This is a genomic window from Streptomyces sp. DSM 120436 (assembly GCF_055778765.1).
Window position 1 is genome coordinate 1,435,522 of the sequence record NZ_JBSKBS010000001.1, and the last position, 23,873, is coordinate 1,459,394.

Here is a 23,873-nt window from a genome sequence, read left to right on the forward strand (position 1 = left end):
GGGCCCCCGCCCTGCCGCTCCGCCGTCCTGCCGCTCCGCCGTCCTGCCGCTCCGCCGTCCTGCCGCTCCGCCGTCCTACCGCTCCGCAGCCTCCACCTCCACCGGCGCGGTGGTCCCGCGGTCGGCGTCCGGGCCGACGGTCCCGGCCGGACCCGCGTTCGCCGCCAGGAGAAGCGCCGCGACCGCGGTGAGAGCCGCGACGAGTCCTCGGGCGTAACGCTCGGTGGAGCGGGTGCGTTCCAGCACGGCGACCTCGCAACAGCGACGGGTTAAGCGGGTTTAATTCACGGTTTAACCTAGGGGCTGTCCGACGCGAACGGCAAGGGGCACTGAGGGAGTTGGCATGGGGGAGCGGGACGAGCCGGGCACGATCGGACGCCGGGTGCAGCGACTGCGCGTGGCGCGCGGGCTGACCCAGAGACAGCTGGCGGAACCGGTGTACACCCCCGCCTACGTCTCCACCCTGGAGGCCGGCCGGGTGCGCCCCTCCGACGACGCGCTGCGGCACCTCGCCGAGCGGCTCGGGGTCGAGTTCGACGAACTGGCGACCGGGCGTTCCGCGCGCCGGGTGACCGAACTGCGGCTGCGGCTGACCGAGGCGCAGCGCGCGCTCGCCGCCGGCGAGGCGGAGTCGGCGGTGGAGCAGTACACGGCGCTGCTGGCCGAGGCGGAGGCGCAGGAGCTGCCCGAGGAGCAGGCCGCCGCACTGCTCGGACTCGGGGAGTGCGCGCTGGACACCGGCGAACTCGCCGACGGACAGCGGTACTTCGAGGAAGCGGAGGCGCGGCTCGCGGACGCGCCGCTGCCCGCGCGGGTGCCGGCGCTGCGCGGCCGGGCCGTCGCGCACTACCTCGCGGGGGAGCTGCGGTACGCGGTGTACCTGCTGGAGACCACCATCGACGAGCTGAACCGGGGCGGCCTGCACGACCCGGACGCGCTGCTCCTGCTGTACGCCAGCGTCATCGGGCCGTACATGGACATGGGGGCGCACGCGCGGGCCGCGCAGGCCGCGGAGTTCGCGCTGGCGCTCGCCCCGCAGTCCGGCGACCCGGCGCTGGTGGCGCGCATGCACCGGTCGGTGGCCCGCACCCTGCTCGCCGAGGGCCGCCTGGCGGAGGCGGACGCCTCCCTGGCCAAGGCGGCCGAGCTGTACCGGGGGCTGCAGCTGCGCACCGAGCTGGCCAACTGCCACTGGATGCGGGGGTACGTACACGCGCAGAACGGCGAACTGGCGCAGGCGGAGGCGGAGATGCGGGAGGCGCTGCACATGCTGTCCGCGACCCGCGCGACCCTGTACAGCAGTCAGCTCACCGTCGAACTGGCGGACGTACTGCACCGGCGGGGGCGCTCCGCGGAAGCCGCGGAGCTGCTGAAGGACGTGCTGGGCGGGCTCTCCCCCGAGCGGGGCGCGGTCCACGCGGCGGCCGCGCACCGGCTGCTCGGCATCATCGCCGAGGACGCCCGGGACACGGAGCGGGCCGAGGAGCACTACGTCCGCGCGCTCAGCCTGCTGGAACGCGCGGGCGCGGCGGGCGACCTGGCCGACCTGTGCCGCCTCCTCGGCGACCTCCTGCGCCGCACGGGCCGCGTGGAAGCGGCGCTGGACGCCTACCGCACCGGCCTCGGCCACCGCACGGCCCCGGGTACGACCACCTTGGGACCGGCCCCGGCGCAGCCACCGGTGTGAGACACCGGTGGGGGACCAGGGGGCTGAGACGGGCGCGGCCCCGCCCTCGCCGTCACGTGGTCCGGCCGGCCGGCGGCACGGTGCGGACGCGCTTTCCGCCGTGGGCGCGAGGCCCCGCCCGACCGCGGACGTCGCGCCTCCCGGCAGGCTGACCCACGCCTGGGGCGGTGGCGTGTCCCCCGGCGGACCGGTCTCCCGCCCCGGCAGCGGCGACCTCCCCGCGGCGGCATGCCCGTCGGCGGGCAGAGGTGCGCCCCAACGGCGGCTGGCCTCCGGACGAATGACCGTGCCCGCATGCAACCGAGGCGCGCCCCGGGCCGGCCACCACCGGTGCGGGGGGGGGGGGGGGGGGGGCTCAGGGGACCCGCGCCGGACCCGCCGCCCGCCCCCGCGCCGACGCCCGCGCCCGGCACGCACACCCCTTCCCCGCGAACGCCCCCGGCACCCCGTCCGTATCCCACGCCCCACGCCCCCAGGAGTGACCCCGGCCCGCCGGGTGCCGACCGGTTTCGCCTGCCCCGCCCCGGGTAGTCAGACCGCGTTTCGGCTGGTGAGGGGATGTGATTGGTGTGCGGCCCGGGAACGTCCCGGGGGGTGGGCAGGACCGGGGTGCGGGTGGCGGGGAGTACCAGCGGACGGTCGGCGCCATCGCCGCGGGGCTGCGCGGGGCCGGGCCCGCGGAGGCGCCGGGGCGGCTGTGCGCGGTGGCCGTGGAGCTGCTGCCGGTGGACGGCGCGTCCGTGTCGCTGCGCGGTGACAGCATGCCCCTTCAGCTCGCCGCGTCCGGCGCCGGCGCCGCGCGGCTCGCCCAGATGCAGGCCACCCTCGGCGACGGCCCCTGCCACCACGTGCTGCGGACCGGCGTCCCGGTCCTCGCCCGCGACCTGGCGGACGGCGACTGCGCCGACCGCTGGCCGGTGTTCGTGCAGCAGGCGCTCGGCTCCGGCGTGCGTGCGGTGTACGCGCTGCCCCTCGGTTCCTCCGCCGTGCGCGTCGGCACCCTCGACCTCTACCGCGGCTCCCCCGGCGGCCTCACCGCGCGTGAGCTGCGCGTGGCGCTGCTGGTGGCCGGCGTGATGACGGTCGCGCTGACGGACCTGCCGTACGACGCGCGGGACGGTGACGGGGGCTGGCTCAGCGGGCTGGCCGCCGGCCATGACCGGGTGCACCAGGCGGTCGGCATGATCATGGCCCAGCTCGGCGTGGGCGCCGACGAGGCCCTGGCCCGGCTGCGCGGCGACGCCTTCGCGCAGGGCCGCACCGTACGGGAGGCGGCCGTCGACGTCGTCGCCCGCCGACGGCGTTTCGACACGCCCTGACCGTCCGTCCCCGGTGAGCGACTCCCGTCCACGGCCTAGGCTGACGGGTCATGGACATAGCCATCCTCTTCGTCACCAGCGTCGTGATCCTCGGCGTGGCCTCGATCCAGACCCACCTCTCCCGCTCCGAGCGCCGTCTCGCCCGCGTGGAACGCAAACTCGACCTCATCCTGGGTCACTTGGGACTGGAGGAGGAGGTCCCGAGGAAGGACGAGATCCTCGCCCTGGCGCGCGACGGCAAGCAGGTGCAGGCGATCAAGCTGTACCGCGAGTCCACCGGCGCGAGCCTGGTGGAGGCCAAGCAGGCCGTCGACGGCATGAGCTGAGCCCCGAAGGACCCCCGGACCGGTCCCCTCAGACCCGCAGCCGCTCCTGCCGGGCGACCTCCGCGAGCCGGTCCGCGCCGAGCTGGGCCATCGCCTGGGTGACCTCGGCCCGCACCTCCCCGAATCCGCCGTTGGTGAGGACGACCGCGTCCTCGCCGACGCGGACCGCCGCGAGGTGCACCGTGAGCCGGGCCGGGGCGGCGTCCGGCGTCCCGCCGGTCAGCGTCACCCGCAGCGCGGCGCGGGCGTCCCCGGCGGTGTCCGGCAGGGGCAGCTCCGTCACCTCGACGTCCTGGGTGCCGGACCGGGCGGTCCGTGCCCGGAAACTCCCGCACTTCCCGGGCAGCGTGCCCAGCCAGGCCAGCGCGCGCTCCACGTCGTCCGGACGGTGCGCGCCGACCTGTTCGCGCAGCTGGACGCCCTCGGCGGTGTCGTCCAGGGTCACCGAGGCGCGCGGGCCCGCCGGGACGCCGAACGGCTCCTCCGTGTACAGGACCTCCAGCAGCCGCCGGCAGTCGCCGTCGTCCGTGGTCGCCTTCAGCGTGCCGTCGCGCCACAGCGCCGCCCCCTGGCCGGCCGCCCAGGGCGGGCCGAGGTCCGCCGCGGTGATCAGCGCCGCCTCGAGCTGCTCGTCGTTCAGCACGGGCGTGGACCGCTCGGTGCCGGTCACGGCGGAGGAGGACGCCGAGGGGGACGGGGCCGCGGAGGGCGACGTCTCGGCGGGCGGCTCGGACACGCCCTGGGGCAGCGCGCGCGGCACGTCCCGGTCGTAGGCCACGCAGGCCGCCGTGATCAGCAGGGCGGCGACGGAGAGGGCGGAGGCGAGGAGGGTGCGGGCGCGGGTCATCGGATGCCTCCTGAGGGCCGGGCCGTCCAGGGGCGGACGCGGCGGGAGTGGCGGACGTGCTCCCACGGCACCACCGGGGCAGGCCCCCCACCAGCGAGGCGAGCCGTCCGGGTGAGCACCGGGCACGGCCCCGCCGGGCGCGGAAACCGGGTGTGCCCGTCGGCCGCCCGCCGCCGGCGTCCAGGAGGAACGCGCCCGCGCCGTCGTCCGGCAGGCCGCCGGACCCGGGCCGCGGGCGGAGGCCGACGGACCCGTCGGGGGCGGTCTCGGCGCCCGGATCCGCCGGGTCCGGCGGGTGCCGTACCGGGCGGTGCCCGGCGCGCGGGAGGCCGGGGACGGACGGCGGCCCGGCGTGCTGCCGGGTGCGGAGTTCACGCGGCGCGTCGAGGAGCGGGTGCGCGCACGCGGGACCGCGCTGGGGGAGCCCGCGTAAGGTCGACGGGCAGATCCGCCTCGAGAAGGAGTCCGTCGTGGGCAACGGCCGGCCGGTCCCGGTGATCATCGACTGCGACACCGGTGTCGACGACGCCCTGGCGCTGCTGTTCGCCGTACGGCACCCCGGGATCGACCTGCGGGCCGTCACCTGCGTGGCCGGGAACACGGACGTGGACGGCGTCGTGCGCAACACGCTGACCGTGCTGGAGGCGGCGGGCGCGCCCGACGTCCCGGTGGCGCGGGGCGCCGAGCGCCCGCTGATCGAGGCGCCGCGCTCCGCCCGCCACGTCCACGGCCGCGACGGCATGGGCGACCTCGGCCTGCCCGCCCCGCGCCGGACCCCGGCGGACGTGGACGCGGTGACCCTGCTGCGCCGCGAGATCCTCGCCTCGCCGCGCCCGGTCACCCTCGTGCCCACCGCGCCGCTCACCAACATCGCCCTGCTGCTGCGGACCCACCCCGAGGTCACCCGCAACATCGAGCGGATCGTGTTCATGGGCGGCGCGGCGGGCGCCGGGAACGCCACCCCGGTGGCCGAGTTCAACGTGTGGCACGACCCGGAGGCCGCCGCGATCCTGCTCACCGCGGGCGTGCCGGTCACCATGTACGGGCTGGACGTGTTCACCCGGGTCGTCGTCCCCGGCGCCGACGTGCGGCGGCTGCGCGCGAGCGCCGAACCGGGCGCCCGGCTGGCCGGCGACCTGCTCGCCCACCGTCCCGCCCACCCGGGCAGCCGCCCCGACGACCCCGCCGAGGACTCCGGCGGCCTCGGCGACGCGGGCGCGCTGTGCGCGGTCGCCGACCCGGAGGGGCTCACCACCCACCGCCTGCCGGTCGAGGTGTCCCTGGCGCCCGGCCCGGCGCGCGGGCAGACGATCGTCGACCGCCGCCCCCGCCCCGGCGAGTCGGAACTCCACGAGGGCACCCGCGAGCAGGCGCTCGTGGACGTCGGCCTGGACGTGGACGTGGAGCGCTACGTGAAGCTCTACCTGACGACGGTCGAACACCCCGCGGCCTAGCCGAACACCCCGCGACCCGGCCGAAACGCCCCGCGACCCGGTCGAAACGCCCCGCGCTCCGGTCGAACACCGTGCGTCCCGATCGGACGTCGGTTCGACCCGTGTGCGCCGGGTGGGCGTGCGGTCCGCCACACCCGGAAGGAATGGCACCCCCTTACCGGTGCGTTCACTTTTACGGTGTTCTGGTCAGTTTCTCCGCCGGTACCCGCACACCCAGAGGAGACCCCGCGTGACCGACCGCCCGACCGCGCCCGACCCCCGGCCGCCGCACCCCGCCCCCGACGCCACGCCCGACCTCTCCTCCCGCGACCCCGACTGGTGGCGGCAGGCGGTCGTCTACCAGATCTACCCCCGCAGCTTCGCCGACGCCGACGGCGACGGCCTCGGTGACCTGCGCGGCATCACCCGACGCCTCACGCACCTGTCCGCCCTGGGCGTCGACGCCCTGTGGCTCAGCCCGTTCTACCCGTCCGAGCTGGCCGACGGCGGCTACGACGTCGCCGACCCGCGCGACGTCGACCCGCGGCTCGGCACCCTCGACGACTTCGACGAGCTGGTCCGCGAGGCGCACCGGCTCGGCCTCAAGGTGATCGTCGACATCGTCCCCAACCACACCTCCCACCAGCACGTCTGGTTCCAGGAGGCGCTGCGCGCCGGGCCCGGCTCCCCGGCCCGCGACCGCTACGTCTTCCGGGACGGCCGGGGCGAGCACGGCGAGCTGCCGCCCACCGACTGGCAGTCCGTGTTCGGCGGCAGCGCCTGGCAGCGGGTGCCGGACGGACAGTGGTACCTGCACCTGTTCGCCGCCGAGCAGCCCGACCTCAACTGGGACCACCAGGACGTCCGCGAGGACTTCCGCACCACCCTGCGCTTCTGGTCCGACCGGGGCGTGGACGGCTTCCGCGTCGACGTGGCGCACGCCCTCACCAAGGACCTCGAGGAGCCGCTGCGCGACCTCGGCGACCACGCGGCGGGCGGCGAGGCGGCCCTCACCGACTTCGCGCCCGGCACGCACCCGTTCTACGACCGCGACGAGGTGCACGAGATCTACCGCGACTGGCGGAAGATCTTCGACACCTACACCCCGCCCCGCACGGCCGTGGCCGAGGCGTGGGTGCCCGGCGCCCGGCGCGCCCTGTACGCCCGCCCGGACGAGCTGGGCCAGGCCTTCAACTTCGAGTACCTCCAGGCCGCGTGGGACGCGGACGAACTGCGCCAGGTGATCACCGACTCGCTGGCGACCGCGCGGGCCGCCGGGGCCTCGGCGACCTGGGTGCTGTCCAACCACGACGTGGTCCGGCACGCCTCCCGGCTGGTGCTGCCGCCCGGCACGGACGAGAACGCCTGGCTGCTGTCCGGCGGCCACGCCCCCGCCGTCGACCTGGAGGCCGGTCTGCGCCGGGCCCGCGCCGCCACCCTGCTGATGCTGGCGCTGCCCGGCTCGGCGTACGTCTACCAGGGTGAGGAGCTGGGGCTCCCCGAGGTCGCCGACCTGCCGACGGAGGTCCTCCAGGACCCGATCTGGGAACAGACCGGCCACGTCCGCAAGGGCCGCGACGGCTGCCGCGTCCCGCTGCCGTGGACCACGACCGGCCCGTCGTACGGCTTCGGCGCGGGCGGTGCGTGGCTGCCGCAGCCGGCGTCCTTCGCGGAGTACGCCGTGGAGGCGCAGGACGGGGCGGAGGGCTCGACCCTGGAGCTGTACCGCACGGCCCTGCGGCTGCGGCGCAAGCTGATCGACGGCGAGACGCTGACGTGGGCGGAGGACACCCCGGAGGGGGTCCTGCAGTTCGACCGCGGCGACGGCTGGCGCTGCGTGGCCAACCTGTCCTCCGACCCGGTCTCCCTCCCCGCGGGCGAGACCGTCCTGACCAGCGCCCCCCTGGAGGACGGCCGCCTGGCCCCGGACACGACGGCGTGGCTGACCCGCTGAGGGAGCCGGCGGGCGACGCCCTCCTCGGGGGAGACGCCGTGCGCCGCGGACGCGGGTGACGGCCGGCGGCACCGTGCGTGGTGCCGCCGGCCTCGCGGTCGTTCCGGCCGGTGACCGGGCGGCTGCCGCCCGTCCGGCCGCACGGCGCCCCCGTGCGCGGCCGCACCTCGCGGCCGCGTCCGCAGGAGGGCGTGGGTCACGTCCGGACCGCCAGGTCAGACGTGCCCCGGCCCACCGCTGCCGAAGGCTCCGCTGGAGCCCGGCAGCCAGCGTTTGCGCTGCTGGTCCTTGCCGGTCCTGGTGCCGGCGTGGTGCAGCTCGTACGGCATGAGCCGGGAGCCGCTGCGGGGCGTGAGCGGTATCTCGTCCGGCTCCCGCATCTCCCGCATCTCGCGTACCGCGCCGCCGTCCGGCAGCCTGGGCTGCTCGTCGGGCCGGGGGCGCGGCGACTCCTGGTCCATGTACCGCATTCCCGCACGGACGGCCCAGACGAGGGCACCTGCCACGATGATGCCGCCGATGAAGGCCGCTGCCACGGCCCACTGGTGGTCACTGGCGGCCAGTTGTACAAGCGTTGCCGTGTTCATGTTTCCGAGTATGGCCCAGGAAATGTGATAAAGCGCCCGGTCTGTCCGGATTGGCGCCGGTCCCCCGTTCGGCTCTCCCGGGGGGCGGCGCCCCGTGCCGCGTAGCAGGCTGCGGCCAGTGGGAAGGCCGGGACGGGCCGTCGCGTCCCCACGTGTGCAGCTCGGGGCCCGGCCCCGGCCTTCCCGTCCTCCGGCCCGCCGGCCCCCGCGCCGCCGGCCCGGCGGCCGACTCCCGCGCCCCCGGTGTCCGACCGGCATCGCGGCCCGGCGGCCGGCGCCCGCGCCCCCGGTGTCCGACCGGCATCACGGCCCGGCGGCCGGCGCCCGCGCCCCCGGTGTCCGACCGGCATCACGGCCCGGCGGCCGGCGCCCGCGCCCCCGGTGTCCGACCGGCATCACGGCCCGGCGGCCGGCGCCCCGCCGCTGCGGACGCGTGACGGCCTCCCCGGCCACCGGAACCGGCGCGCCCCTCTGCGCCCCCGTCACCAGCGGCGCCGCACGGCCGAGGTGATCGTCCCTCCGGTGCCGGTCGGACCCTCCAGGGCGCCGCGCGAGCAACCGGAGCGTCGGCGCACACGGTCATGGCACGTCCTCTCCACGACCGCCCGGCGGGGAACGGCCTCCCCTTCTCACGGGGGCGATGGCATCCGCCCGGGGAGCACTCCCCGGTTCGCACGGAGGAACCCATGACCGCCGGTGAAGAATCCACCGCCCCCGGGCCGGCCGGGCCGGAGGCCGCGGCGTCCGTCCCGCCCCGGCTGCGGCGGGACGCGCGGCGGAACCGGGAGCGGCTGGTGGAGACGGCGCACGCCGTCTTCGCCGAACAGGGGCTCGAGGCCCCGCTGGACGTGATCGCGCGGCGCGCCGGCGTCGGCAACGCGACCCTCTACCGGCACTTCCCCACCCGCGCCGCGCTCGTGGACGCCGTCTTCCGCGATCAGCTCACGGAGACCATGGAGGCGGGTGGACGCGCGCGCGGCGCATCCGACCCCTGGACCGGTCTGACCGGCTACCTCGATGCCGTGTTCGTCACCCTTGCGGCCGATCGCGGCACCAACGACCTGATGACCACCCGACTGCCGGACGCCGAGACGCTCGGCGCCGTGCACGCGCACCACCGCGAGACCGTCGGCGTGCTGCTGGAACGCGCCCGAGCGGAGGGCGGCGTGCGCGCCGACGTCACCACCGAGGACCTCCTCTTCGCCCTGGCGGCCCTGGGCCGTGCCGTGCCGCCGCTGGCCGTGGCCGCCGGCCCTGACGCCTGGCGCCGCCCCCTCGCCCTGTTCCTGGAAGGGCTGCGCGGCCCCGCGGGCGAGCCCCGTCCGCTGCCCGGCGCCCCGCTCGGCGAGGAAGAACTGGGCCAGGCCCGCGGACGGGTCCGGTGCGGGCGACGAGGCGTAGTCGAGGACATCTGCACGCGCCGGGGCAGATTTTCCGCCGAGGCGACTAGAGTTTGGCGGTGGGGAACCCGTCCCCGTGGCGGACCGTGCCCCCTGTGGTCCGCGGAAAGGTGCGTATGCCCTCGGAAAGTCAGCCGTACGTCGACGGCCGGCAGCCGGACCAGGACCGGCCTCCCGTCGCCGACCGGCTCGACGACGACCACTTCCCGGCCTACACCATGGGCAGGGCCGCCGAACTGGTCGGCGCCACACCCGCGTTCCTCCGCGCCCTCGGTGAGGCGCGGCTGATCACCCCCACCCGCTCGGACGGCGGCCACCGCCGCTACTCGCGCCACCAGCTGCGGCTCGCCGCCCGCGCCCGCGAGCTGGTCGACCAGGGCACCCCGGTCGACGCCGCGTGCCGCATCGTGAGCCTCGAGGAGCAACTGGAGCGGGCCGAACGGACGAACGAGGAGCTCCGCCGACAGGGTGCCGACACGGTCCACGGGCACCGCTGAAAATCTGTCCCGGCCGGTACAGGATTTCCTCCCCGTCCGCGAGAAATTCCTTTCTCTAAACGCGCCGACCGGGTTTATTCCAGTGATTTTCCTCGCTTGCCGAGAATGCTTTCCGTGCTAGGCTGACGTCAGTTGCAGTTGTGGTTGCCAGTTTGAACCGGTTCTCCGGGCAGGTGATCATCGCGACGATGTAGGGATTCGTAAAGTGCGATTCCCGGCACTGTCTCAGGAGATAGATATGGCCACCGGTACGGTCAAGTGGTTCAACTCGGAAAAGGGCTTCGGCTTCATCGAGCAGGACGGCGGCGGCGCTGACGTGTTCGCCCACTACTCGAACATCGCCACCTCGGGCTACCGCGAGCTCCAGGAAGGCCAGAAGGTGACCTTCGACGTCACCCAGGGCCAGAAGGGCCCGCAGGCGGAGAACATCGTTCCCGCCTGACCTGCACGCAGGTTTTGAGGAGCGGGTGCCCGCACGTTTCGTGCGGGCACCCGCTCCTCGGCGTTTTCCGGCCCTTTTCCCGGGCGTTTTCCGCCACGCTCAGCGTGAGCGGAACGCCTTCGCGCGCAGCGCGTCCACCGCGATCCGCGCCGCCGTGCCGATCACCGCGTCGGCCGCCGGCAGCGTGGCCGCCGTGTGCGCGGTCCGGGTGAAGACGGCGACCGCGTAACGGCCCCCGTCGGGATACTCGACCACGCCCACCTCGTTGCGCAGGGTCGGCAGACTGCCGGTCTTTCCGGCGACATGGACGTCGTCGAAGGGGAAACCCGAGGCCAGGCGGTGCGGCCACACCTGGAGCCCCATGATCCGCCGCATGGCCGCACCGTGCTCCGGGGTGCACGCCTCGTCCCGCCACACCGCGCGCAGCAGCCGGGTCATGTCCCGCGGGGTGCTGCGGTTGGTGCGGGCCGGGTCCAGCGCCCGCAGCCGGCTCACCACCCGCGGGTCGGCCAGCGCCCGCGCCCCGTCCGGCCCGGCGTCCTCCTTCACGGTGGCGAGCATCTCGCCGAAGGAGTGCACGGCCCGCGTCCCGGAGAGGCCCAGCCGGGCCGTCGTCGCGTTGACGGCGTCCAGGCCCACCCGGCGCAGCAGCAGGTCGGCGGCCGCGTTGTCGCTGACCGCCATCATCAGATAGGCGAGGTCGCGCAGGGACATCCGGACCGCGTCCAGCATCGCGGCCACCCCCGTCGGCCCCGCCGTACGCCCGCCCGGCACGGTCTCCACCTGCTCGGCCAGGTCCAGCGCGCCCCGCGCCGCCCGCTCGTGCAGCGCGACCAGCAGGCACAGCTTGTGGACGCTGGCGGTGCACACCGGCCGGTCGGCGCCGGCGTCCAGTTCCGCGCCGGAGTCGATGTCGAGGGCGTGCAGCCGGCCGGTGACCCCGGCGTCGGCGAAGGCCGCGTGGATGCGGGCGACGGCGTCCGTCACAGCCAGTACTCCGATGCGGGTCGCAGATGCAGGGGGCGGGCCGGCACATCGGGGACCGCGCGGGCTGCGGTGCGCAGGGCGTGCGTGGCCGCCTCGGCGAAGGCCCGCACGGCGGCGTCGCCGCGCCCCTTCGGCCAGGCCGCGGAGTGGCGCAGCGCGGGCGCCCCGCCGGTCAGCGGGCGCCACACGACATCCGTCTGCCCGTTCCCCGGCTCCGGCGGCGCGGCGTCGCGCGGGCACAGCGCGACCGCCCCGGAGGACAGCACGAGCCCCCGTACGAAGCTGGCGCCCTGGCCGTGGCGTACGGCGGCGGGGGTGAAGCCACCGCGGGCGCAGGTGGTCAGCAGCTCGTCGTACAGGGCGGGGGCCGCCGTGCGGGGGAAGAGGATCAGGTCCCGGCCGGACAGCGCGGGCAGCGGCACCTCGCCGGGGGCGGCCGCCGGGTCCCCGGCCGGCAGCAGCACGCCGAGCTCCCGGCGCAGCACCGGGCCCAGCTCCAGCCCCGTCACGTCGCACGGGTGGTGGACGACCCCCACGTCCAGGTCGTGCGCCGTGAACCGGTCGAGCTGCTGCGCGGTGGACAGTTCGTGCAGCTCCAGCTCCAGACCGGCGTGACGCTCGCCGAAGTCCGCGAGCAGGGCGGCCACGGTCTCGCCCGACAGGTCAGGGGGGAGGGCGGCGCGCAGCAGTCCCGTCTCGCCGTCACGCACCCGGCGGGCGGCGGCGAGGAACGACTCCGTGCGGGACAGGACCTCCCGCGCCTCGGCCAGCAGCAGCCTCCCGGCCTCGGTGATGCGCACCTGACGGCTGGTGCGCTCGAACAGCCGCACCCCCAGCTCCCGTTCCAGCCGCTGGACGCGCTGCGACAGAGGGGGCTGGGCCATGCCCAGGCGGGCCGCGGCACGGCCGAAGTGTGACTCTTCTGCAACAGCCACAAAGCACTCCAGGTGCCGCACCAGGTCCACGACCAGTCACCATATCGAGTGTTGATCGATCCATGATTGATAGGGGACTTGGACGGACGGCCGTCTCCGCTGCTGTGGTCGGGGCATGGACACGTATCCCGACCTTTCCCGTTCCGGTCCCCGTCGGCGTCCCCGCATCGCGGTCAGGGCGCTCACCGCCGTCACGGCGGTCGCCGCGGTCGCCGTGGGCGGCGCCTGGGGCGCCGGGCTCGGCCCGTTCGCCGGCGAGACCGGACCCGACCCGGAGGCGGTGGCCGAGGCCCGCGCGTTCCTCGCCGACTGGGCCGCCGGACGCCTCCCGGACGCCGCCGCCCGCACCACCAGACCCGACCGCGCGGAGGAGGTGCTGCGCAGCTTCACCGCCGGGCTCGACATCGACAAGCCGGTGCTGAAGGCCGGGAAGCCCGAGGAGGACGAGAGCTCCGGTGGACGCGCCGTCACCGTGCCCTACACCGCGCGGATGCCCGTCGCGGGACTCGGCACCTGGACGTACACCGCCGAGCTGCCGCTGCGGGAGCGCGACGGCGCGTGGACGGTGGACTGGCGGCTGTCGCTGGTGCACCCGCGGCTCAGCGGGACGGAGAAGTTCCGCCTGGAGCGGGAGGAGACCGAACCGGTCCGGGCCGACGACCGTGACGGCCGCACCCTGTCGGCCGCCGCCCACCCCTCACTCGGCCCGGTCCTCGCCCGGCTGGCCCGCGGCACGGGCGGCGGGCCGCGCGGGGCGGTGCTGCTCGTGGACCGCGTCACCGGGGACGTCCGCCGCACCGAGGCGACCTTCGGCGCCGGGACCCGCGGGGACGAGGGGCCCGTGCGCACCACCCTCGACGCCCGCTGGCAGACGGCAGCCGAGCAGGCCCTGGAGAAGGCCGGCGGCAGGAACGCGGCACTGGTCGCCCTGCGCGTCGACGACGGGGAGATCCTCGCCGTGGCCAACTCCCCGGCCGACGGCTTCAACCGCGCCGTCTCCGGCACCTACGCCCCCGGCTCCACCTGGAAGATCGTCACCAGCGGCGCCCTGCTGCTGAAGGGCGCGGTCGCCCCGGACGACGTCGTGGACTGCCCCCGCTACCTCACCGTCGGCAAGCGGTTCCAGAACGTCGAGACCTCCGCCCACCCGGGCGCCACCTTCCGCAAGGCGTTCACCGAGTCCTGCAACACCGCCTTCATCGGCCTGCGCGACAAGCTCGGCGACGGCGAACTCGGGGACGTGGCGAGGACGTACTTCGGGGTCGGCCAGACCTGGCACGTCGGCATCCCCTCCTACGACGGGTCCGTGCCGGAGCCGCGGGACGCGACGGAAAAGGCCGCCTCGATGATCGGCCAGGGACGGGTGCAGGCCAACCCGCTGATCATGGCGTCGGTCACCGCGACGGCCGTCTCCGGCCGCTTCCACCAGCCCGCCCTCGTCGCCGGCACCGAGGACACCACCGAGACCGAGCCGCTGCCGCCCCACGTCGTGGATCAGCTCCGCACGCTGCTGCGCGCCACCGTCACCGAGGGCACCGCGCACGCCCTGGCCCCGCTCGCCGGAGAGGTCGGCGGCAAGACCGGCACCGCCGAGGTCTCCGACGACCAGGAGAACAACGGCTGGATGGTCGCCCACCGCGACGGCGTCGCCGTGGCCTGCGTCGTCGAGGAGGGCGTCACCGGCGGCGGTTCGGCCGGACCCGTGCTGCACGCCCTGCTGTCCGCCGCACCCCGATCCTGAGCCGTGCCCCGATCCTGAGCCGTGCCCCGATCCTGAGCCGTGCCCCGATCCTGAGCCGTGCCCCGATCCTGAGCCGCGCCCCGCTCCTGAAAGGACGCCCGTCATGACCGCACGCCCCTCCCGCCGCGCGCTGCTGCTGACCGCCGCCCTCGCCCCCGTGGCGGGCTGCGCCGCCGACGCCCCGGACCGCACCCCCGCACGCGGCGGTCCCGCGACCGCCGATCGCCGGAGCCCGACCCCGGTCAGCCCCCGGAACCTCGCCGCCCTGGAACGCGAGTACGGCGCCCGTCTCGGCGTCTTCGCCGTCGACACCGGCACCGGCGCCACCGTGGTCCACCGGGCCGACGAGCGCTTCGCGCTCTGCTCCACCTTCAAGACCCTCGCCGCCGCCGCGGTGCTGGACCGCCGTCCCGGCGCCCGCCTCGACGAACGGATCCCCTACGGCACGGCCGACCTCGTGCCGTACTCGCCGGTCACCGAGAAGCACACGGGAAAGGGCATGACCCTGCGCGAGCTGTGCGACGCGGCCGTCCGGTACAGCGACAACACGGCGGCCAACCTGATGCTGCGGGAGATCGGCGGCCCGCGCGGCCTCACCGCGTACGCGCGCCGGCTCGGTGACCGGGTCACCCGGCTGGACCACACCGAGCCCGAGCTGAACAGCAACCCGCCCGGCGACCCGCGCGACACCACCACGCCCCGCGCGATCGCCGGCGACTACCGCGCCCTGGTGCTCGGCGACGCCCTCCCCGCCGCCGGGCGCGCGCTGCTCACCGACTGGCTGGTGCGCAACACCACCGGCGACCGGCGCATCCGGGCGGGCGCGCCGCGCGGCTGGAGGGTGGGCGACAAGACGGGCGGCGGCGAGTGGGGACGCGCCAACGACGTGGCCGTGCTGTGGCCCGGCGCGGGCGGCCGCTCCCCGCTGGTGCTGGCGGTGCTGACGGAGCGCCCCGACCGCGCCGCGTCCCCCAGCGACGAGCTGGTGGCGGAGGCGGCGCGGCGGGTGCTGGACGTGGTGCGGTGACCCCGGCCGGACGCTCCTGCGGATGTCAGTCCTGGCGGGGCGCCGCCTGCTGGACCACCTCGAAGGACCACAGGGTGGCGTCGGTGGCCGCGGGACGCGGCTTGTCGCCCTGCGCCCCGGCGTGGGCCGCCCGGCCGCGCCCCTCCACCCAGCGCTGGAAGTCCTCCTCGCTGCGCCAGCGCGTGTAGACGAGGTAGGTGTCGGTGCCCTCCACCGGGCGCAGCAGCTCGAACCACTCGAAGCCGTCCGAGTTCTCCACCGCCCCGGCCCGCGCGGCGAACCGCTGCTCCAGGGTCTCGCGCTGGTCCTCGGGAACCGTGAGTACGTTGATCTTGACGACGCTCATGGCGCGATTGTCCCGCAGCCCCTGCGGGGACCGCCGGTCGGGGCGCGCGGCCGGCCGGGGCGGATCGCCGGCGGGCACGGGCGGGGACCGCGCGGCTCGTCGGCGGGGTGCGGGGTGCCGGGGGCGGCCGGGCGGTGGAGCCGTCGCCCTGGTCCGCGCCGCCGTCGCGGCCGGTCCGGGAGCGCGGTGGCCGCCCACCGCGCCGGAGGGGGTGGCGGGGGCGTGGGCACCGCCGCGACCGGGCGGACCCGGGCGCCGTTCGGGTGCCGGCGACACGTGGGGCAGTGGTCCGTCCGCCGTCTTCCTGAGGCGCCGTACCGGGTTCCCGCGCGGGGGCGGCACGCCCGGGCCGGGCAGGGGGACAGCCACGCCGGCCAGGCCCGCGGCCCGCTGTGTGCAGCCGGTGTGCCGCTCCTGCGCACATTCTCGGCGTGCCAGGGGAGGAGGTCGTGATCACGCGTCCCGCGCCACCGTGCGGCGGACAGACTGCTGAGCGACGTTCCGGACCCGGCCGGACGTCGGCCCCGACGCCGTAGCCGTACGGAGTGCCGCGTCGGCCGTCCGGCCCCCCACGCCACACGTCCGCCTGGAAGGCGCCCCCACCGTGAAATTCCGTACCACCACTGCCGTCGCACGCCGTTGCGTCCTGCTGCTGACCGCCTCGCTGTCGGCCCTCTCCCTCACCGCCTGCGGTGTGCTGGAACCGGGCGGCGACGCCCCCTCGGACGTGCGCGCCGACCAGGACATCACCGTGGGCCTGCTGCTGCCCGACCGGGACACGGCGCGGTTCGAGAAGTTCGACCACCCGCTCATCGAGGAGCGGATCGCCTCGCAGACCGGCGGGCGCGGCGAGGTCGTGTACGCCAACGCCGAGGGCAGCAAGGAGAAGCAGAGCGAGCAGTTCCGGCAGATGATCGACCGGGACGTCGATGTGATCCTCGTGAACGCGGTGGACGCGCGGGCGGTCGCGCCGGACGTGCGCCGGGCCGAGCGGGCGGGCGTACCCGTGATCGCCTACGACCGGCTCGCCGAGGGCCCGATCGACGCGTACGTCTCGCACGACAACGAACTCGTCGGCCAGGTGCAGGGCCGCGCCCTGGTCGACGCGCTCGGCGAGAACGCCGAGAACAGCAAGGTCGTCATGATGAACGGCGAGCCCGCCGACCCGAACACGGCGCTGTTCAAGAAGGGCGCGCTGGACGAGCTGGACGGCGCGGTGGACATCGCCGCGTCGTACGACACCAGGAAGTGGCTGCCCGAGGTCGCGGCGGAGAACATGCGCAAGGCGATCGAGGAGGTCGGCGCCGGGAACGTCGCCGCCGTCTACTCCGCGAACGACGGCATGGCCGGCGCCGTCATCGAGGAGCTCCAGGACGCGGGCGTCACCGAACTGCCGCCGGTGACCGGGCAGGACGCGGACCTGGAGGCGGTGCGGCGGGTCGTCGCGGGCACCCAGTACATGACCGTGTACAAGTCCTTCCTGCTGGAGGCGACCGGGGCCGCGGACATGGCGGTGGCCAAGGTGCAGCACCGGGCGATCCAGTTCGACGCCCTCGCCCGGGACGAGATCGACAGCCGGTCGCGGAAGGACATCCCGGCCATGCTGGTGCCGGTGGTCGCCCTCACCCGGGAGAACATCGAGGACACGGTGATCGCGGACGGCGTCTACACGGTCCGGGACATCTGCACCCCGGCCCACGCGGAGGACTGCGCGGCGATCGGGCTCACCGGCCGAGGGTGATCCAGGTCACGTCCGTTCGCCGCTCAGTTCCGGCGCTCCCTCCGGTCTTCATGGGCGTAGGTGTCCGCGAGCGGAGGAAGGACCGGTCGTCATGAGCGCACAGGTGAAGGGCCCGGCCAGCTATTTCCCGTCGATCGAGAAGAAGTACGGCCGCCCCGTGGCCGAGTGGAAGGAGCTCATCCGCTCCTCGCCGCTGACCCGCCACATGGAGCTGGTCGCCTGGCTCAAGACCGAGCACGGCCTGGGCCACGGCCACGCCAACGCCCTCGTCGCCCACACCCTCGCGGAGAAGGGCTGACCGCGGGCGCGTGCTCCGGAGGCGGGCCCGGGAGCGCGGCACGGCTGCGGGCACGAGCGACGTGAACCGGTTCCTGGCCGCCAGGCCTCGGCTGGAGGCCGTCGCCTGCCGTCTGCTCGGTTCCGCGAGCGAGGCGGAGGACGCCGTGCGGAAGACGTATCCGCGCCGGCAGGCCGCGGATGCCGAGCGGAACAGGTGCCCGAGGCCCGGCTGACGAAGGTGCTCACCCACCCCCGTCTGCGCCAGCTCACCTCGGCCCGCGCCCGGCGCGAGACGTACGTGGGCCAGTGGCTCCCCGCGCCGCTGGTCGCCGGCGACCCCGTGCTGGGCGCCGGCACCGCCGAACAGCGGGAGTCGGTGTCGTTCGCGATGCTCGTGCCGCTGGAGCGGCTGTCCCCGGACGAGCGGGCGGTGTACGGGCTGCGGGAGGCGTTCGGCCGCCCGTGCGGGGAGATCGCCGAGATCCTCGACGTCAGCGAGTCCGCCGGCCAGTAGATCCCGCGCCGGACCAGGAAGCACCTGGCGCGGGGCGGGACGCGCCGGGAGGTCGACGAGGCGCAGGCCCGGCGGGTCGTCGAGGAGTTCCTCGCGGCCGCCGCCGGCGGACGGACCGAACCGCTGGTCGCGCTGCTCACGCGGGACGCGGTCGCGGTCGGCGACGGCGGCGGGAAGGCGCCGGCCCGGGCCGAGGAGTTCGAGGGCGTGAAGGCGGTGGCCGCGTTCCTGCGCGGCCTGTTCACGCCGGGTCCCGGCGAGCGGGCCGGGGCGGGCGGGTCGCCCGAGCCGTACGCGACGACCGCGAACGGCGATCCGGCCGCCGTGGCGGTCCTCGACGGCCGGGTGATCGGGGTGAGGTGCGTGGAGGCCACCGAGAGCGGCATCGCCGCGGTCCGCAGCCAGGCCGGACCCGACAGGCCGGAACGCGTGACGGAGCGGTGGGCCGCCGTCGGCCACGGGGAGCCGCCGGTCCGGAACGTCTTCTGACGCGTACGAGTAATGTATGACGCAGTTCACATGTCGGAAGTGTCAGGGATCGACCGGTTGTCCGGTTCAAGGGGCGAACCAGTCGACGACAGGAGCCTGCCATGCAACACCGCATCATCGTCCTCGGGGCCGGATACGCCGGAACCTCCGCCGCCGGACGGCTCGCCAAGCGGCTGCACCGTGACGACGTCGCCCTCACCCTCGTCAACGCCGAGCCCGACTTCGCCGAGCGGATCCGCAACCACGAGCTGGCCACCGGCCGGACGCCCGCCCACCGGCCGCTGGCCGACGTGCTCGCCGGGACCGGCGTCGAGCTGAAGGTCGCCCGGGTCACCGCCGTCGACGTCGACCGCAAGGTGGTCACCGTCACCGGCGGCACCGGCGGCACCGGCGGCAACGACATCGAGGAGCTGGCGTACGACACCCTCGTCCACGCCCTCGGCAGCCGCTGGGACGACCGGGGCGTACCGGGCGCCGCCGAGCACGCGTACGAGATCGCCGGGCGGGCCGGCGCGCTGCGGGTGCGCGAGCGGCTGGCCGGGCTCGGCGCCGGACGGCCCGTGGTCGTGGTGGGCGGCGGACTCACCGGCCTGGAGGCGGCGACGGAGATCGCCGAGTCGCGTCCGGACCTGGAGGTCACCCTCGTCGCCCGCGCCGGCCTCGGCGACTGGCTGTCGCCCAGGGGCCGCGACCACGTGCGGGCGGTGTTCGCCCGGCTCGGCATCACCGTGCGCGAGGACGCCGAGGTCACGGCCGTGGAGGAGGACCGTGTGGTCACCGCCGACGGGGCGGTCCTGCCGTCCGCGCTGACCGTGGGGACCACCGGGTTCGCCGTGCACCCGATCGCCCGGTCCACGGCACTGCAGGTGAGCGACACGGGCCAGATCGTGGTCGACGGCACCATGCGCTCGGTCTCGCACCCGGACGTGTACGCCGTCGGCGACGCGGCCCTGGTGCAGGGGCCCGGCGGGAAGCCGCTGCGGATGTCCTGCGCGACCGGCACGCCCACCGCGTGGCAGGCCGCCGACGCCATCGCGGCGCGCCTGACCGGCGGCAAGCTGCCGCACGTGTCGCTGCGCTACTTCAACCAGTGCGTCTCGCTGGGCCGCAAGGACGGCCTCATCCAGTACGTCACCGCCGACGACCGGGCGGTGAACGCCGCCCTGACCGGCCGCCTCGCGGCCCGCTACAAGGAGCTGGTCTGCAGGGCCGCGGCCTGGGCCGTCTCCCACCCCACCCTCGGCCTGCCCGCCCGCCGCCGGCGGATCGCCCGGCCCGCCCCGGCGTCGTCCACCGCGACGCCGGACCCGGCGCCGGAAGCAGCGGCCTGAGCACCCGTGACGTCGGCTCCGGTGCGGGGAGCGGCGGTCCGAGGCGCCTGTGGCGTCGGCCCCGGCACCGGCAAACGGCGGGCCGCCCGCCCGCCGCCGGCGGATCACCCGGCCCGCCCCGGCGTCGTCCACCGCGACGCCGGACCCGGCGCCGGAAGCAGCGGCCTGAGCCCCCGTGACGTCGGCTCCGGTGCGGGGAGCGGCGGTCCGAGGCGCCTGTGGCGTCGTCCCCGGCACCGGCAAACGGCGGGCCGCCCGCCCGCCGCCGGCGGATCGCCCGGCCCGCCCCGGCGTCGTCCACCGCGACGCCGGACCCGGCACCGGCCTCGGGAACGGCGGCCTGAGCACCCGTGACGCCCGTCTCCCCGGCGGGCCTCGAGGCGTCCCCGTACCCACGCGTCGGCCTGCGGGGACGTCTCCAGGGGTGGACGCCCCGCCCCGGCTTCTGCACCCAGGGACAGAGACCCGGATCCTCCTCGCGCCGGAGGGGGAGGCAGGACGGCCCGGCCTAGCCTGAACGGGTCATGAAACGTATCGACGACCGGCTGGTACCGGTCCTGCTGCTGTGCGCCCAGGCCGTGGTGTGGCCGGGGGCGGCACTGGTGCGCGGCGAGGTTCCGTCCGCGTACGCCCTGCTCGTGGCGGTGCTGGTCGCCGGGCCGGTCACCGCCGTGCTGGCGCTGCGCCGGAGCCGTCCGGTGACCGCCCTCGTCGTGGTCGCCGTCGCCTGTGCGCTGGGCGCCGGTCCGCTGCCCGTCGGGGCGGCCGCGGTCTTCGGCACCGCCGGGGTCGCGCTCGCCCTGTGGACCGTGGCCACCGGCCGGGACGCCTTCACCACCCTGCTGTGCGGGGTGTCCCTCGCCGTCTGGCAGCTGCTGCACGGGCTCACCCTGCACCGGCTCAGCGACCGCGACGGGCTGGACCTGGTGCTCACCGCCCTGCTGTACGCGGTCACGTGCGGCGCCGGGATGCTCGTCCGGCGGTCCCGGAACGCGCGGCTCGCGTCCGCGCACCTGCTGCGCCGGGCCGAGTCCGAGCGGCACCGGCTGCCGGCCGTCGAACGGCGGCGGATGGAGCGGGAGCTGCACGACGTCAGCGCCCACCATCTGACCGCCGTGGTGGTCACCGTCGGCGCCGCCCTGAGCCTGCGCGACCGGCGGCCCGAACTCGCCGACGAGGCACTGCGGTTCGCCGTGGACACCGGGCGCGAGGTGACCCGGGCGCTCGGCGCGGTGCGGGCCCCCGCCCCCTCCGAGAGCGATCTGCCCGCGCCCGAGGAGCGGCTGCTGGGTCTGGTCGACGGGTTCCGGCGGATCGGCCAGCCGGTCGACTGCGTGCTCGACCCGCTGCCGGAGGGCGTCGTCGCGGACGCCGCGTACGGCATCGTGCGGGAGGCGCTCACCAACGTGGCGCGGTACGCGCCGGGCGCGGCCACCACGGTGCGGTGCCGGTACGGCGACGACCGTACGGAGGTCGTGGTCACCAGCGGCGCCCCGCTGCCCGGCACCCCCGCGCACGGCGCGGACCTCGGCGGCGGACGCGGCCAGGGCCTCCTGCGCTCCCGCGCCCAGGAGGCGGGCGGCACCCTGACCACCGGGCCGACGGACGACGGCGGCTGGGAGGTGCGGGCGGTCCTGCCCGGCCGTACCGCCGGTGCCGTGGACCGGCCGGGTGCGCGCGGCTACCGCGCCGCCCAGGTGACGGCCGCCGCCGGTCTCGTGCTCCAGCCGCTGCTGCCGGTGGTGGCGATCCGCGCGGAGGAGACCCCGACGGGCTCGGACGTGTCGGCGGGTGTGCTGTTCGCGCTGCTCGCGGCGGCCCAGGCGGTCACCCTGCTGTGGCTGCGGCGGGCCCCGCGCACCGCCCACGGCGCCCTCGCGGTCCTCGCCCTGCTCTGGCCGGCGGCGGCCGCGGCCGGCGGCTACACCGGCCCGGTGCTGCTGCCGCCCGCGCTGGGCATGCTCGCCACCTGTGCGGCGCTCGCCGCGGCCGCGGCCCGCCGGGCGGCCGGGGACCACCCGCGCCTCCCGGGCCCCGCGCTGCTGACGGCCGCGGCGGTCGCGGTGCACACGGCCGCCGTCACCACCGCCGTACTGGACCGGGGGACGGGGCTGCCCGCCTGGGCGGTCGTGCTCGCGGCCACCGCCGGGACGGCCCTGGCGGCGGAAGCGGCCCGCCGCTGCGGGACGCTGCGCGGCCGCCGCACGCGGGACGCCCGCGCCGAGCGGGACGGCCGGCTCGGCGCGCTGACCGGGGAGGCGGTCCGCGACGCGTGGGCCGAGCGGCGCCGGATCGCCGGCGGACTGGAGACCACCGTGCTGGCCCGCACCGCCGACCTGGTCACCGAGGCCGAGGCGGGCAGGCTCGACGCGACCGCCGAGCGTGCCCGGGAGGCCCTGGCCGCGATGCGGGCCCTGCTCGACACCGTCCGGGACGGCGAGGTGGAGCCCGCGCTGCGCCCGCAGCCCACGCTCCAGGCGCTCGACCTGCTCGCCCGCCAGTGCCGGGCCACCGGCCGCGAGGTGGAGATACGTCTCACCGACCGGGTGCCCGGACGGCTGCCCGCCGCCGTGGACCTGGCCGCCTACCACGCCGCCGAGACCGTGCTCGCCACCGGCGGGGAGCAGCCGGCCGCACTGAGACTCGACGCGACGGAGGGTACGTTGACGCTCACGGCCACCGGGGTTCCGCCCGCCGCCCACCCGGCCGTGCGGGAGCGGCTGGCCACGCGCGTCGAGGCGCTCGACGGCACTCTGACCACCGGACCGGCGGACACCGTCCGTCTCCTGCTGCCCCTCGCACCGGGCGACGGGGAGGAGAGGGAACGATGAGCCTGAACGTGCTGGTCGCCGACGACCAGGGCATCGTGCGCGCGGGATTCGCCGCCGTGATCGACGCCGAGGAGGACATGACGGTCGTCGGCGAGGCCGCCGACGGCGCGGCCGCGGTGCGGCTCGCCGAGCAACTGGCCCCGGACGTCGTCGTCATGGACGTACGGATGCCCGAGCTGGACGGCATCGCCGCGACCCGGATCATCACCGGCCGCGCGCACGCGCCCCGGGTGCTGGTGCTGACCACCTTCGACCTCGACTCCTACGTCTTCGACGCGCTGCGGGCGGGTGCCTCCGGCTTCCTGCTGAAGGACGTCCACGCGTCCGAACTGCTGCGCGGGATACGGGTGGTGGCGTCGGGCGAGAGCGTCCTCGCCCCGTCCGCGACCCGGCGGCTCATCTCCCACTACGCGGCCGCCGGCGACGGCCCGGCGGCGCCGGTCGCCGAACTGTCCGGCCTGACCGGCCGGGAACGCGGCGTCCTCACGCTGGTCGCCGCCGGACTGACCAACGCGGAGATCGCCGGTCAGCTCGGCATCACCGTCGGCACCGTGAAGTCCCATGTCAACGCGTTGCTGCGGAAGCTGGGGCTGCGCGACCGGGTGCAGGCCACGATCCTCGCCTACGACCTCGGCCTCGCCCGCCCCAACCCGCCCGGCACCGCCGTGTGACCCGGCGTCCCGTACGCCTCCCCGACCCCCGCACCACCCCGCACGACCACAGGCACACCCGCAGACACACCCACAGACCCGTTCCGACCGAACCGACCCGAGGATCATGGACATGACCATCATCAGCAATGCCGGCGGCAGCACCTCCGAGGAGCCCACCCCCATGACCGGACGTTCCGACCGCACCCTCCTCACCCGCCTGCGCCACCTCTACGGCGATGTCTTCGCCCTCGTCTACCTGGGCGTCTGCGCGGCCCTGACCGTGTGGGCGGTCGTGGTGAGCGCCGGGGACAACGAGGACGCGTCCTTCGCGGGCGTCATCCCCCTGCTCGCCACCGCCCCCGCCAGCCTCGTCGGGATGGCCCTGCCGGGGGGCATACCGACCTTCGTGTTCGCCGTGGTCATGGGCGCGCTGGTGAACGCCGCCGTCATCGGCTGGTGCTCGCGCCGCCTGCGCGGCGGCCCGGCGCACTGACCGGGCGCCCGGTG

Annotated in this window: 21 protein-coding genes and 2 pseudogenes; 17 read left to right on the forward strand and 6 right to left on the reverse strand. The window is 76.0% G+C overall.

Annotated features, from left to right (window positions below; translation table 11 throughout):
• Positions 1-75: 75 nt before the first annotated feature.
• The gene (locus tag ACWH4W_RS06570; RefSeq protein WP_473074862.1) at positions 76-246 is read right to left on the reverse strand and encodes a hypothetical protein; all 171 of its coding nucleotides are present in this window, start codon (positions 244-246) and stop codon (positions 76-78) included.
• 97 nt (positions 247-343) lie between these two features.
• On the opposite strand from ACWH4W_RS06570, the gene ACWH4W_RS06575 reads away from it, so the two are divergent.
• The 3 genes from ACWH4W_RS06575 (at position 344) to ACWH4W_RS06585 (ending at position 3,332) form a co-directional block, all read left to right on the forward strand.
• Entirely contained in the window at positions 344-1,687 is a 1,344-nt protein-coding gene (locus ACWH4W_RS06575) for a helix-turn-helix domain-containing protein (protein WP_473074863.1), read from the forward strand.
• 563 nt (positions 1,688-2,250) lie between these two features.
• Positions 2,251-3,006: a GAF and ANTAR domain-containing protein gene (locus tag ACWH4W_RS06580; protein ID WP_473077431.1), complete on the forward strand. Its 756-nt coding sequence runs from the start codon at positions 2,251-2,253 to the stop codon at positions 3,004-3,006.
• A gap of 50 nt (positions 3,007-3,056) precedes the next feature.
• Positions 3,057-3,332: a hypothetical protein gene (locus tag ACWH4W_RS06585; RefSeq protein ID WP_473074864.1), complete on the forward strand. Its 276-nt coding sequence runs from the start codon at positions 3,057-3,059 to the stop codon at positions 3,330-3,332.
• 28 nt (positions 3,333-3,360) lie between these two features.
• On the opposite strand, the gene ACWH4W_RS06590 is transcribed toward ACWH4W_RS06585, so the two are convergent.
• Entirely contained in the window at positions 3,361-4,179 is an 819-nt protein-coding gene (locus ACWH4W_RS06590; RefSeq protein WP_473074865.1) for a hypothetical protein, read from the reverse strand.
• Between the two features lie 470 nt (positions 4,180-4,649).
• On the opposite strand from ACWH4W_RS06590, the gene ACWH4W_RS06595 reads away from it, so the two are divergent.
• Both ACWH4W_RS06595 and ACWH4W_RS06600 read left to right on the forward strand, forming a co-directional pair.
• Positions 4,650-5,633: a nucleoside hydrolase gene (locus ACWH4W_RS06595; RefSeq protein WP_473074866.1), complete on the forward strand. Its 984-nt coding sequence runs from the start codon at positions 4,650-4,652 to the stop codon at positions 5,631-5,633.
• A gap of 229 nt (positions 5,634-5,862) precedes the next feature.
• Positions 5,863-7,566: a glycoside hydrolase family 13 protein gene (locus ACWH4W_RS06600; protein WP_473074867.1), complete on the forward strand. Its 1,704-nt coding sequence runs from the start codon at positions 5,863-5,865 to the stop codon at positions 7,564-7,566.
• Positions 7,567-7,781: 215 nt separating this feature from the next.
• On the opposite strand, the gene ACWH4W_RS06605 is transcribed toward ACWH4W_RS06600, so the two are convergent.
• Positions 7,782-8,153: a DUF6479 family protein gene (locus tag ACWH4W_RS06605; protein WP_473074868.1), complete on the reverse strand. Its 372-nt coding sequence runs from the start codon at positions 8,151-8,153 to the stop codon at positions 7,782-7,784.
• 686 nt (positions 8,154-8,839) lie between these two features.
• Between ACWH4W_RS06605 and ACWH4W_RS06610 the strand changes: the two are divergent.
• The 3 genes and pseudogenes from ACWH4W_RS06610 to ACWH4W_RS06620 all read left to right on the forward strand — a co-directional run.
• Positions 8,840-9,526, forward strand: a pseudogene (locus ACWH4W_RS06610) (TetR/AcrR family transcriptional regulator); the annotation flags it as partial.
• 143 nt (positions 9,527-9,669) lie between these two features.
• Entirely contained in the window at positions 9,670-10,050 is a 381-nt protein-coding gene (locus ACWH4W_RS06615; RefSeq protein WP_473074869.1) for a MerR family transcriptional regulator, read from the forward strand.
• A gap of 238 nt (positions 10,051-10,288) precedes the next feature.
• Complete coding sequence (locus ACWH4W_RS06620; RefSeq protein WP_006134583.1) at positions 10,289-10,492, forward strand: cold-shock protein; 204 nt, start codon at positions 10,289-10,291, stop codon at positions 10,490-10,492.
• A gap of 99 nt (positions 10,493-10,591) precedes the next feature.
• Here the strand turns inward: ACWH4W_RS06620 and ACWH4W_RS06625 are convergent, their stop codons facing one another.
• Positions 10,592-11,479 carry a serine hydrolase gene (locus ACWH4W_RS06625; protein WP_473074870.1) on the reverse strand — a complete coding sequence of 296 codons (888 nt, stop codon included), beginning with the start codon at positions 11,477-11,479 and terminating at the stop codon, positions 10,592-10,594.
• A complete protein-coding gene (locus tag ACWH4W_RS06630; protein ID WP_473074871.1) occupies positions 11,476-12,444 on the reverse strand; it encodes a LysR family transcriptional regulator in 969 nt (322 codons plus the stop codon). The genes ACWH4W_RS06625 and ACWH4W_RS06630 overlap by 4 nt, the downstream gene beginning before the upstream one ends.
• Before the next feature lie 85 nt (positions 12,445-12,529).
• Between ACWH4W_RS06630 and ACWH4W_RS06635 the strand changes: the two genes are divergently transcribed.
• Both ACWH4W_RS06635 and bla read left to right on the forward strand, forming a co-directional pair.
• Positions 12,530-14,155: a penicillin-binding transpeptidase domain-containing protein gene (locus ACWH4W_RS06635; RefSeq protein ID WP_473074872.1), complete on the forward strand. Its 1,626-nt coding sequence runs from the start codon at positions 12,530-12,532 to the stop codon at positions 14,153-14,155.
• Between the two features lie 103 nt (positions 14,156-14,258).
• The gene (gene bla, locus ACWH4W_RS06640) at positions 14,259-15,182 is read left to right on the forward strand and encodes a class A beta-lactamase (protein WP_473074873.1); all 924 of its coding nucleotides are present in this window, start codon (positions 14,259-14,261) and stop codon (positions 15,180-15,182) included.
• A 25-nt stretch (positions 15,183-15,207) separates the two neighbouring features.
• Here bla and ACWH4W_RS06645 read toward each other — a convergent pair whose 3' ends face one another.
• Positions 15,208-15,528 carry an antibiotic biosynthesis monooxygenase family protein gene (locus ACWH4W_RS06645; protein ID WP_473074874.1) on the reverse strand — a complete coding sequence of 107 codons (321 nt, stop codon included), beginning with the start codon at positions 15,526-15,528 and terminating at the stop codon, positions 15,208-15,210.
• A 604-nt stretch (positions 15,529-16,132) separates the two neighbouring features.
• On the opposite strand from ACWH4W_RS06645, the gene ACWH4W_RS06650 reads away from it, so the two are divergent.
• From ACWH4W_RS06650 to ACWH4W_RS06680, 7 genes and pseudogenes are all read left to right on the forward strand, one after another.
• On the forward strand, positions 16,133-17,269 hold the full coding sequence (locus ACWH4W_RS06650) for a sugar ABC transporter substrate-binding protein (RefSeq protein WP_473074875.1): 1,137 nt from the start codon (positions 16,133-16,135) through the stop codon (positions 17,267-17,269).
• Between the two features lie 91 nt (positions 17,270-17,360).
• Positions 17,361-17,567: a DUF4287 domain-containing protein gene (locus ACWH4W_RS06655; RefSeq protein WP_006134592.1), complete on the forward strand. Its 207-nt coding sequence runs from the start codon at positions 17,361-17,363 to the stop codon at positions 17,565-17,567.
• Between the two features lie 10 nt (positions 17,568-17,577).
• A pseudogene (locus ACWH4W_RS06660) lies at positions 17,578-18,551 on the forward strand (sigma factor-like helix-turn-helix DNA-binding protein).
• A gap of 101 nt (positions 18,552-18,652) precedes the next feature.
• Positions 18,653-19,882, forward strand: coding sequence for an NAD(P)/FAD-dependent oxidoreductase (locus tag ACWH4W_RS06665; RefSeq protein ID WP_473074876.1), 1,230 nt, complete (start codon positions 18,653-18,655; stop codon positions 19,880-19,882).
• Between the two features lie 524 nt (positions 19,883-20,406).
• Positions 20,407-22,713: a sensor histidine kinase gene (locus tag ACWH4W_RS06670; protein ID WP_473074877.1), complete on the forward strand. Its 2,307-nt coding sequence runs from the start codon at positions 20,407-20,409 to the stop codon at positions 22,711-22,713.
• Positions 22,710-23,384, forward strand: a complete 675-nt coding sequence (locus tag ACWH4W_RS06675) for a response regulator (protein ID WP_473074878.1) — start codon at positions 22,710-22,712, stop codon at positions 23,382-23,384. Before ACWH4W_RS06670 ends, ACWH4W_RS06675 begins: the two co-directional genes overlap by 4 nt.
• Before the next feature lie 163 nt (positions 23,385-23,547).
• Entirely contained in the window at positions 23,548-23,859 is a 312-nt protein-coding gene (locus ACWH4W_RS06680) for an SCO4225 family membrane protein (protein ID WP_473077432.1), read from the forward strand.
• Positions 23,860-23,873: the final 14 nt, after the last annotated feature.